The organism is Candidatus Manganitrophaceae bacterium, assembly GCA_016200325.1.
Classification (GTDB): Bacteria; Nitrospirota; Nitrospiria; order SBBL01; family Manganitrophaceae; genus Manganitrophus.
Genome location: JACQEZ010000008.1, coordinates 99048 through 110685, shown reverse-complemented (window position 1 = coordinate 110685; position 11638 = coordinate 99048). Strand labels below are relative to the sequence as shown.

The following is an 11638-nucleotide window of genomic DNA, read 5'->3' as shown; positions in this document are numbered from 1 at the left end:
AGGACAAAAAAAGAGGAGAGATCGCTTGATCTCTCCTCTTTCGCGATGACAATATCTGAAAACTCTCTATGGTACGAGAGGGAAATCCAACGTTTCTCCGACAATCGAACCAGCGGCAGTTCCGATGCTCCGCTCCGTTTGTGTTCTCCCATTGGGATATTGCGCGGAGACGGCGGCAGCTGTACCCTGATAAACAAAGCTTCCGCTGATGTTCTGGGTAAACGATCCACTGCCGGTCCCAGACTGATCTGGGTCAGACAGCGTCTGGCTCCAGGTGACAGTCAGGCTGCTGGGGCCGACCGCGGCATCATTCGAGGAGGGATTCCCTCCAGTCGTTGCCCAACTGGCATTGACAACTACAAGTTGATCGCCCGTTCCCGGCGCAACTTGTGTTCCAGCGCCAGTCGTTTTAACAGCCGTGACTTGCCGAATATTATCAGAACCTGTCACGATACTTGCTGTCGCGCTGGAGGTAAGGAAATTGAAGTTATTGGTAATATTAAATCCGGTATGGGCAGCATCTTTTTGCGTTCCGGTAATTTGGCAGTCAGTTGCCCCACCCGCGCAGAAATCAGCGACGAATTGAGTGTTCATGTTAAGACCTGCGCCACCGGCAACCAAGGTGTTATTAACACTATTAACGCCAGAGAGAAGGGTGCTTTGGCCTTGAGATGCTGGATCAAACCGCAGATCGCCGCAGTTTAAACCGGCCAATGACGCATTGGTGACCTTCCCGCAGGCGGTTACGGCAATTGGAGTTCCACTTGCATCTTGTCCGGAGACAATGCCGAACATATTGTCCGTGATCGCACCAGGACCGAGGCTTGGGAAGACTGTCTTAAGGTTATCCGGGTCCAACAAAGCAAGAGCGCTGCTATCCTGAACGAGGGCACCACCGCAACTCCCATCTGCTTGCCGTGTTCCTCCTCTGCACGGATTAAATCCCGGATTTTGGTTGCTCCCATCTGATCGAAGATCGGTCAGCTGGGTGTTCATGTTGAAATCGACTGCCCGTGCTTGGGTTGCCGCCAGAGTCAAGATCCCAATCAGGAACACCGGCACCGTGAAGGCTTTTTTATTGATGATGTTCATGTTCGACCTCCCTAGATTCATAAATTATGGAATGGTTTCAACCGGTGATCCGCCGCCACCTGCACGGATTGTGAAGCTCTCGCCGTTTGGATATTGGGTGGCATTAAAGCTTGGGTTTGTCCCATTGTAAACGAAACTCCCCTGAAGGGTTTGGTCAAAGGTGCCACCGCCGACAAACTCTCCCTGAACGATGTGACTCCGCCAACTGACGGTGGGATTCCCACCCATTGTGCCAGCCGCATCGTTAGTTGTGCTCCAAGAGGTTGCCAAGCTAACAACCACTTCTGTCGAGGCATCAAAGGCAGTTGTTTCAATTAACGAATCCTGTCCGCAGACTCTTGGATTGGCGGTACTTCCCGCGGCACAAGAATCCGCAGTGGGTGCACCCACGATATTCGGCATATTTGCAGTATTCACTGGAACGGTAATGGCGCCGTTGGTAGGGTTCCAGACGAATCCGCTCTCCATTTGGGAGTGATGATGTGCTGCCGTACCGCTTCCAGAATCCATATCAATCGGTGTATTGACCGCCATTGCGCTGGTTAGATTGGTACCCGCTGTAGGAAGGGTTTGGCCTTCCAAGCTAGGATCCCACTTGCCGTCGCCGCAATTAAGACGGTCTGCGCCGAAAGAGGCACCGGAATTACATTGCAATATAAAGGCGCCAGTCGGTCGCTCGACTTTTCCAAACATGTTATCGGTCACGGCGCCTGGTCCGAGTTTGGGGAAGAGGGTGGTCAGATTCACCGCATCCAAAAGAGGCTCCGATCCTGCAGTGGCTCCAGAACAGGTGGTCGAATTGATTGTGGTTCCACCGCGACAGGGATCAAAACCGGGAGCAGTCGGCGTGCCGGCTGCCGCTCGAAGGTCGGTCGATTGAGTATTGCTGAAAAAATCATTCGACTGGGCGAAGGCGGCCTGGCATGACAAAGCCAGAATGCCGATTGCCGCTACAAGTAGCGCAATCTTTTTAGTGGATGTGTGATGGATGGTGTTCATTGGTTCCTCCTGATTAAAGGCGCTTGAAATCTTGCCTTAAAACTTACCTCCCTTATTTAACTATTATAAACACAAAAACTAAAAATGGTATAAAAAAATTAGGTAAAATATCCATATGGTATATACCTTCATGGGCTTGTAGACCCGGTGATGGTTCCAAATGAGGCGGCTGGACCCAATGGATAGCTTGTCGGGCCGGGTGCGGCTGCATCCCCGTTATAAATAAAATAACCCTCACTTACGTCGAGGAATCCATATCCACTCGCGACGCCTCGGCAACTGCCTGGGTCTGTGTTTGGGTTATATGTCCCCACGATTTTGCAAGGAGAATCCTCATAGTCCGAAAACCAGTGTACGCAAACCTTTCCCCCTGTTGTCTGAGCAACTCCATTAATCGGGCTGCCACAGGTGGCTCCTCCGGAGGAGGGTGTACCGGCAGGATCGACATTCTTTGTCGACCAAAAAAAAGCCCATTCTGCATGGGAAGGACCCGGTCCGTTCTCTGTTTGGGTCTCCTGAACAATACTCTGCTTAACACACGTTGTATCTCCTGTATCCGTTCGACAAACAACTCCCCTGCTGAATGAAAATTCATTATAGAGGCCATTCGGAATAGAGGTGAACGCTCCGCTTGTCCAATCGGTTCCAGTCGGAAACTGATTTGTAAATGCATGGGCAGAAGCATTGAAATCAATTTTATCGCAACCGGTTCCAGTATTATTTGCGCGTGGCGGATCGGTTGCGAGGACACAGGAGGTTCCAGAATTCGATGTTAGTGTCATTGTGTTAACACGTAACATCGTCTGGCTTGTTGGGAGCGTATTATTCCCAACGGGAATTGTCATACCCTGGGTTGTCGGATCATATCGCAAATAACCGCAGTTCAGACCGGATCGGATTCCCGGATCAATCGTGGAATCAAAGCTTCCGTCCGCGGCACTGTTTCCACACTTGCTGGGAGCGCGAGTTCCTCTGCCAAATGCGGGAGATCCCGCAGCCACTTCTGCATCTGTTCGTGTTGGGTCCGCAATGGCATTAAACATATTGTCTGTAACAGCACCCGGGCCGGTCGTCGCGAAGAGTGGACTTGCTTTTACTTCTAATTTAGAGTCATTTGTCGGATTGCTCGGTGTTCCGACACAGAGTGAGATGCAGACCTGCGGACCGACAAGACCGACCTGAGTCACATTCAGGCTAACATCTACCGTCGTTTGGCGGAGCAGGCCATTGCCGTCGCAACTGGTTCCCCCAATGGTTGATCCATTACAGGGATTAAATCCTGGACAATTTAGGCAGTCATTCCCACCGCCTGAGTTTTTGTAGCGGCTGTTTGCAGTGGATGTCGCACTGAAGAAATCCTGGGTCTGAGCATACGAGAGTGGTTCTGAGAGAAAGAGGAGACAGAGAGCGCCGACTATTAAGTAGAACAATTTCATAATGTCGCCTTAGTTTCCGTCGATCCCGATGAAGAAGTTCGGATCTCCGCGTGTTTGACTTTCCCCGGTTGGAGCATTGACGGAGGGGAAAGTCTGATTACAGGTTGCCCAAACATTTCGATTACAGATCTGGAATGAACCGGCCATGGTTGAACTAAATGCAGCGGGTTGGTTCGGATCAATCGCTCCAGCGATATCGGGGTCGGTGACGTGTTGTGCCCAATTAATAGTTATGGTGGCTGGGACCGGATCGCTTCCTCCTCTGTAGGCCGCTGGCGTATGAGATTCTGTTAAGGACAATAGATTTCCAGTTCCTGGTTTAATGTTTGCGGCAGCGCAATCGTTGTTTCCTCCAACACCGGTTGATGATCCAACGCAATCAGGATTTGTCAGATGGAAGTAAGCTCCCATTTCGGTGTGCTGGTCGGGGAAACCCGTTTCAAGCTGCGTTTCCACGATGACCCCCATCACGCTACATGTCAGATCCGTAGTCGTTTGAACGGTAGCCAGTCTCGGATCTTTGCCGCAGTTGAAGGTCCCAGACGAGGGTGCACGTCTAAATGTAAAATCAGTAGAAAAACCGGTACCGATTCCAGCAAACATCAGAGGTCCCTGACAGACTGCTTTTAAGCTGGGATCGTTTGGGACCGTGACACCATATAGGGAAACAGTCGGACTCGTATATCCGCAAAAGCTGGTTCTGTCAGGTGTTTTGATGATCGGTGAACCTGCAGGACTTCCCCATTTGTCATAATCTGCAACTCCGTCTCCGTTCTGGTCTTTATCTTCTGATACTACCTCAAGCGAGAAAAATCGCCTGAGTGGAAAGTTGGAGGAGTGAAAGCTGTTAGATCCTTGAGGAATTTTCATCTCCTGTCGCGTAGGATTGTAGCGAAGGTTTCCACAGTTCTGGCCGGTTACCACGCCCGTATCGACCGCTGGATCTCCACAAAAGGTAGGGTCATTATCATCGGCTGCATTGGCTCCTCCGCAAATTCCATCTTTTCCACAATTGACAATCGCAGAGACGGCTCCGAACATATTATCTGTTACAGCACCAAAGCTCGTAGCATGAAAGAATCCGCCTTGACGGTTGTTATCATCATTTGTTGCACCACCAAAATTTTTTGCTGAAAGGAGAGGAATTGTACCGGAGGCGGGATTCGTATTGCCGTCACATTTTGCGCCGCTCTGAATTCCGGTTGGACTGAGACAGGGGTCAAAACCGGGATTATTCCGAGCAAAATTATTTGGATCGGTTGCACTGCCGGCCCGCCGCTGGGCAATACTGCTGGAATTAATATTAAAATCACTTGCACCCGACAGTTGCGCTTCAGTCTTATCCACTATAAGTAAGGAAAAGAAGATCGTTGCAACCAACGCATGGGAGAGCAACCGCCATTTTTTATTAAAAAGACTCATGGACAGTTCCCTCCGGTAGTACCGGTAGACGGATCATAATGCAAGCAACTCTTGAAATCGCCGATTGTCTGACTGGTTCCGGTCGGATATACCGCATCTGGAAGAACCACCGAAAAGCAAGGATCTCCCGAAGTGTTGTGAGCACCATGGCAATAAGTGAAGGCCCCGTTCATTTCATCGTTATATCCCGAAAGACCTGAAAAGTTTGGATCATTTATCGTTTGCTTCCACGCAATTCTTGGATTAATCCCTGCTGCTTGGTTTGCTGCATTTCCGGCAGTCGTGTAGATGTCATCATTATTCTTTGCGGACCAACCTAGAACATTAATCTGGACCACCTGGTCCCCCGGTCCGGGGTTGGCTCGGGTACCGATCCCGAGATCGGAATCGAGTGCAGTCACCTGTTCAACACTCTGATCTGCATACGTGCACACAGAAGTATGTTGGACCATCCCAGTTCGATTTTGATTACAAATCGTAAGATCATTTTGATCCATCCACTTGAAGGTCACGCCGAATTTGAATCCGGCATGCTCGATTGCACCCGGGAAAAAATCATCATTGCGTGAAAACTGTTCAGCAAATCCATGAGGACCGTCGGCAGAAGTCATACCAGCGGTATTGATTCCATTTCCCGTCGGATTTGTACAGTTCTCCGATGCATTGGGCGTCCCCGTTCCTGTAGAAGAGGAGTTATCCAGTAATCCGACGCAAGGAGCATTGTCGTCTTGACTTTTAGGGTTGTATTTTTCAATACCCAAATTAAGATTGCCAATTCCCGCGCAAAGTTTGCTTGCAGGATCGACAGAGGAGATTTCTTTACAAAGGCTTCCATTAACTCCTTGAATCCGTCCGTGCATATTTCCAGTTGCTTCACCCGGACCCAGTCGCATGAAAAGCTCAAGCGCCCCATCGGCTGGAGCGGGGCAATTGGTTTGAATATCAGCGCAGTTGATTGGAGTTGTCAAACCTGAACTGATGTTTCGAGTGGGATCATAGCCGCGGCATGTGAATGTAGAAAGGGTTGCTGCGCATGGGGGCTGACTTGCGTTGAATCGTTCACATTGTGGTTGTGAAGTTGAAGTGCAAGCTGGAAAACGTTGATCTTGGGTCTTTGTAAAGATAACAAACTCTTGAGAGTATACTATTGGACTGATTCTCAAAATAAAAAAGAGGACAAAAAAAGTGAGGAGTGCTTTCCCATGCAGGTGGCTCTTAGCTGAAAGTCCAGAGCCGATCACCATGATCGATTCGGAGCTTCTGTTTTTAGCAGGGGCTTGTTTCATTGAAAGGAGCATTTAGTCTCCTCCCAACGTACTGAATGTACCATTTCTTTGGCTATCTCCCGAAGTATATGAAACCTGTGGTACGTTATTTGTTTCGCAGGGACCGCCAGAAGCATGTGATCCCTGGCAGTATGTAAAAGATCCGGAAGTCAGCTCGTCAAATCCTGAGATTGCAACACCGGAAAAATCAGGATCAGTAACTTGTTGTGTCCATGCAATCGTAGGAGAGGTGAATTTCAGGTCTCCTTTTGATTGGACTGACCAAGCGGAGACATTATTGACTACGATTTGATCTCCTGCTCCAGGCGCGGTAAAAGAGCCTGTTCCAAGGTCATTAAAAACACCCGTTATTTGTTTTACGGTTTGGCTACTATTCACACAGGTCCAACCGGATGGGGCCGTGCAGGGTAGAAGGGTTTTGGGCGAGGTCGTTCCGCCCGGTACGGCCTCAAAGGTGATAATGCTATCAAACCCCACATGAATGAGCTGGAATGGAAAAAAATCTCCCTGGGTGACAAAATTATTATGAAGATAACCTGAAGTGTCGTTTGCAGGGCAATCGATTTGTGAATTAGGTGGAGGGTTGCTGAAGCTACTGGGACTGCTCGATGCTGTTATTTGAAGTCCTGGAGAGGGAGGAATAGAATTATCGTAACACGGGCCTGTACTGGGGGGAAGATCATTTTGGGTCGCTGTATTGAATTTAGCACGACCTAAAGAGATAGTATTTAGTCCCTGGCATTCATGCCCAATCGGTCCCCCCATTTCACTACAAAGGGTGGTGGTTTTATCCAGAAGCTGACCAAATGGATTGCCAGTGATTTCCCCAGGACCAAGAACGACAAAGAGCTCAAGGGCGCTATCAATTGCAGCTGTTCCCCCGACCTCGCCGAGAAAGCTGTGAGAGAGTAACTTGGATGGATCAAAACCGGGTGCGAGGCGATCAGTCGGTGTCGTACGGAGTTCGGTACAACGGGTTTGTGTGGTGCTATCAGGTTTTGTGACTGCTCCAACTAAATTGCATACCCCAAATGCCTTTCCTGATGAAAAAAACAGGGTAGCAAAGAAAATTAAGAAGGTAACATACGCAGCATGGCTGTGACGATTCCCTCTTCTTAATAAGTCATCTCGCACACTTTCCCCTAATTGCAGGAAGAAAAGTATCGAGTGCCCTGGAAGCCTTGGAGGCTAGAAATCAGCCTCCAAGATTAACCATGGTAGTCAATTTCTTTTCTTCCGGAAGCATGTCTAGTTCATGATATTCCGGCTTTACGTATAGGACCTGATCCAAAAGTCCTTCAATCTCCTCATCAGTACAACCGTTTCGAAGTGCCTCACGGAAATCAACAGCGATTTCAGAGAACAAACAAGGACGGATCTTTCCATCAGCAGTTAAACGAACTCGGTTGCAGGTATCGCAGAAATCGTGGCTTACCGCATGGATAAAGCCAACAACGCCCGGCGCGCCCGGTATCCTGAAGTTCTCTGATGGACCACTATCGTTCTCATTGGAACCACTGATTGGCGTGAGTTTTCCGAACTCCGTCTGAACTTCGTCAACGACTGCAGTGAAGGGTTTGTAGGTCTTCATCCAGGTGTCCCAATTGGCACAGGGCATATATTCGATGAAACGGACATGATATGGTTTACGGAGGGTTAAACGAACAAAGTCCATCACTTCATGGTCATTAACACCCTGCTGGAGCACGCAATTAATTTTAATTGGCTCAAAACCAACACGTTCTGCCTCTTCAATCCCCTCCCAAACTTTGTGGAAGATATCGCGCCGGACAACTTGGGCGAAAGTCTTTGAATTAAGTGAATCTAGACTAATATTGAGCCGTCTTAAACCTGCTTTGTATAAGTCACCTGCGAGTTCCTTAAGAAATACACCATTCGTCGTTAAGGCCAACTCTTTCATCCCTGGGACACGATTAAGCTGTTCAACAAATCCAACAACCCCTTTTCTTACCAGAGGTTCGCCACCCGTAATCCGAACTTTTCTTAGGCCCCTTTTTGCAGCAACAGAGATAATTCGTGTCAACTCATCATAGCTAAGTATTTCGTCTGTAGGAGTCCACTCCAACCCCTCCTCAGGCATACAGTAGACACACCTAAGGTTACACCGATCTGTAATGGAGACACGCATGTAAGTAATGGTCCTTTTATAACCGTCGACAAGGGGATTCATCCGACCTCCTTAATCTTGAAAAGTTAATATGGAAAATTGACACACCCAGTTAGAGTCTATAGAGAAATAGGATTACGTGTCAATAAAAAAAATGTGACAATATTGTCCGAATCTACCAGTCTCTAAAGCGATAGGCCATTGTGAGGCTAATTGTTTATGCTGGCTTCAAAACAGGTCTCGCTTTTCGACTCCTTCTGACTCCCCTTGTCTATTTATCCATATAACATATTGGCAAGTTTTTAGCTGTGGCCGTTCGGTCTTACCGGCATTGCGGTTTTCTTACTTTCAACCTTGGCTTTAATATACCACAGAAGAATTGACTGTCAATATATTCTCCTAAGAATAGTAGGCCATCTTACAATGATGTCGCAGACCTATTGATTTGAATAGATTAGAAATATAAACGGAGTAAGCCACTGACTTGAAACCCATTTAGCTCCAATTCTAAAGGTCGGCCCGTACCTCTGCTGCATCCCCCAATTTTATCCCCAGGATCGCAAAGATCCGTAATGTTCTGGGTTTGAACGCGGGCCCACCGCACTGTGTCCCCATTCTGAGGGGTTGGTGGAACATTTTGGAGATCCGTGGTTTCTGGAGGTGGTGGTGGGATATCGAAGAAGCTTGAGCGAAAATGTCTTTTTACTTTAATCTTTGCACTGCTTCCAATCACGTAGTTGGCGTTTACACCGAATGAAAGCCAAGAAGTAAGGAAATACTCCCCGCCGATGCCGACGCGTGATGTAAATGCGACCCCTTGTGCCTCGGTGGAACTGATCGAAGCGAAATTTAAATCGGGGCTATTTACACGGACGACGGAGTCCATCGTAAGGTCTGCAATAGAAACCCCGATCAGGCCGACGTTTACAAAGAACCGTCCCCGATCCGGATCCATAAAAAGGTTATATTTCCACCCCAGCCAAATTTGCTTGACGTTGAGATCATAGGTCGCTGTTCTTGGAGCGGAGACGGGGGGTAGATCCTGGCGCAAAAAAGTGGTAATGATATCTTCCCCGACTGACCCTCCTTCCCATAATGAGAGGGTTCCGACCAAGGAGAATTTATCTGTCGCCTCCCACTGGACTTCTAAGCCATAATTTGTTTTTCCTGTGATTTCGGGGGAGACAATATCTCGGACCTCGACCGGTAATAAGCGGTTACGGGGGAGCAGATAGTTGGGATCCTGCAAGACTGCAAGATGGGGATCCCCGAGAATCTTGTTCAGGGTTTTAAGGGAGGGTTGATATACGCCCATTGTATAGGCGATGCTGAAGCGTGATTCTTGGGAAAAGCCAGACCTGGGGACGGAGAAAAGGAGAAAGGCAAAGACCATGATTAGAAACCATTTCCTTCCCACTCAACCTATCTCCGGGAAAAAAGGAATGACGCCTCATTTCGTACTCGTCTTCAGTGTCAGCGGCAGTTCCTGAGTATCAAAAACAAATTTAGGCTTAAAGATTATGACCAAAGCAGGAAGGATGGTTAATGCGCCAAGGCTGCTTGTCAGCATTGCCAAGGGAACCAAAATCCCTTCCATGTGAAGATAGAAACCGGTAAAAGCAAGAAGCCCATAGCCGACGGAGACCGCAAGAGCAACAAAAATGATAGCCTTTCCTGAAGTCTGTAACGTGACCCGGATTGCCTCCTCGATGTTCCTGGTTTTTCTAAACTCCTCCCGCAGGCGAAAAATCAAATAAATTTCATAATCGGCGCCGATACCCACGGCCATGGCAGTAATTGCGGCGGTACCAATCCCGAGCGTAATACCGCTCAATCCCATTATACCAAAATTAATTAAAACGGAGAGTGCCAGCGGGACCATCACGAAAACCCCGCCCAAGAGAGAGCGACGGACGAGGGCGGTCATAAAGAAAGTAATGGCCGCGATTTGAATGATGTTCCAGGCTTTTCCCCGCACCATTTCTTGGTTTAAGGCAACCACCACGGGAGAGCTCCCCGCCACGCCGAGCGAGACCTGCCGAGGCGCAAAATCAGCATCGCGTGTTTGCTCGACGATTTGAATTAACTTCTCGGCCAAGCGTGTATCATCGCTTTTGAGGAAAACCCAAATAACCGCCTCCTGCTGTTGAGGTCGCATCAACCGGGCGAAGTCGGCCGGATTTCCCGAGACCGAATAAAGGAAAAGAAATTGAGAAATCTGCTCTTGAGTGTCGGGTACCTTGTTGAACGCGGCATTTCCTCCGTTCAATGTTTGGTTCATCTGTTTAACATAATCGATGTAAGATTCTGTTTTGCCGACCTCCGGCAGACCTTCCAGCTTCCGCTGCAAACGATCAATCGCCAGCGCGACCTCCGGACTCTTTAAAGCATCCTCTTTCTTCGCTTCTAAAAGAATATAGAATGTAGATGTTCCTGCAAACTTGTCGTTGAGAGCTCGTTCATCCTGCCGAAGGACGGTCGACTCAAAAAATTGGGAGCGATTGCTGTTACTGATCTGAACACGGAGTGTTCCTAACGCCGCGATGACAAAGAAAAGGGCGGCGCCGGTAAGAATCAGGGTTCTCCCGCTTCCTGTCACCTGGTGTGCCAGCCCTGCTAAAAATCGGTCGAGCAGATCAGGACCCCGCAAGACCTTTTTTTTGCGGGAGGGCTTAAGAATTGATCGAAGGGCTGGAATAAAGGTCAGCTCCAAAACGAGGGCGCTTAAAATCCCGAATGCGGTAAACAATCCAAAAGATTGGAATGTTTTTAATTTGAATGTAATTAAAGAGGCAAAACTCGCCGAAGCAATCAGGCCTGCCGTGATCATCGCAAGACCGACTTGGGTTGTTGATTCAATCACCGCTTGCTTGGAATCACCGAGCCGTTCGTATTCTTCATAATAACGTTTTAGAATTTGAACCGAGTGGCCTGCTGCAATGGCTAAAATAAGAATCGGAGTCATCGCATTCCATGGATCGAGCGGCGTGTGCGTAAGCCCCATCATGCCCATCGCCCAGGCGACTGCCAATAATGAGGTGAGGAGAGGAATAAGAAGCCCCTGCCAGGTCCGAAAGGCAATGTAGTGAAGAAGGCCGATGATAATGATAGCGATGGGGAAAAGAACGACCAACATCCGGAAAGAATCTGCCTCGAAGAAGGAGAGCACAATGGGCATGCCTCCAAGATAGATCTCATGGTCGGCGTCGCGGTATTTATCGGCGACGTCAAGCAATTTGCAGTGAATCGTCGAATCGGACAGCCAGCTTCCCGGC

General features: G+C 48.7%; 8 protein-coding genes. All 8 read right to left on the bottom strand.

Annotation, left to right across the window (positions count from 1 at the left end):
* Nucleotides 1-66 precede the first annotated feature (66 nt).
* The 8 genes from HY282_06340 to HY282_06305 all read right to left on the bottom strand — a co-directional run bounded on the left by HY282_06340 (nucleotide 67) and on the right by HY282_06305 (nucleotide 11598).
* Nucleotides 67-1092: a hypothetical protein gene (locus tag HY282_06340; protein ID MBI3803365.1), complete on the bottom strand. Its 1026-nt coding sequence runs from the start codon at nucleotides 1090-1092 to the stop codon at nucleotides 67-69.
* Between the two features lie 24 nt (nucleotides 1093-1116).
* The gene (locus HY282_06335; protein ID MBI3803364.1) at nucleotides 1117-2091 is read right to left on the bottom strand and encodes a hypothetical protein; all 975 of its coding nucleotides are present in this window, start codon (nucleotides 2089-2091) and stop codon (nucleotides 1117-1119) included.
* A 1445-nt stretch (nucleotides 2092-3536) separates the two neighbouring features.
* A complete protein-coding gene (locus HY282_06330; GenBank protein MBI3803363.1) occupies nucleotides 3537-4949 on the bottom strand; it encodes a hypothetical protein in 1413 nt (470 codons plus the stop codon).
* Nucleotides 4946-6247 carry a hypothetical protein gene (locus HY282_06325; GenBank protein MBI3803362.1) on the bottom strand — a complete coding sequence of 434 codons (1302 nt, stop codon included), beginning with the start codon at nucleotides 6245-6247 and terminating at the stop codon, nucleotides 4946-4948. The genes HY282_06330 and HY282_06325 overlap by 4 nt, the downstream gene beginning before the upstream one ends.
* The gene (locus HY282_06320; protein ID MBI3803361.1) at nucleotides 6248-7369 is read right to left on the bottom strand and encodes a hypothetical protein; all 1122 of its coding nucleotides are present in this window, start codon (nucleotides 7367-7369) and stop codon (nucleotides 6248-6250) included.
* Between the two features lie 61 nt (nucleotides 7370-7430).
* Nucleotides 7431-8426 (bottom strand): GTP 3',8-cyclase MoaA, encoded by a 996-nt coding sequence (gene moaA / locus HY282_06315; GenBank protein ID MBI3803360.1) that lies wholly within the window; start codon nucleotides 8424-8426, stop codon nucleotides 7431-7433.
* A 391-nt stretch (nucleotides 8427-8817) separates the two neighbouring features.
* Nucleotides 8818-9780 carry a hypothetical protein gene (locus tag HY282_06310; GenBank protein ID MBI3803359.1) on the bottom strand — a complete coding sequence of 321 codons (963 nt, stop codon included), beginning with the start codon at nucleotides 9778-9780 and terminating at the stop codon, nucleotides 8818-8820.
* Between the two features lie 33 nt (nucleotides 9781-9813).
* Nucleotides 9814-11598, bottom strand: a complete 1785-nt coding sequence (locus HY282_06305) for an MMPL family transporter (GenBank protein MBI3803358.1) — start codon at nucleotides 11596-11598, stop codon at nucleotides 9814-9816.
* Nucleotides 11599-11638: the final 40 nt, after the last annotated feature.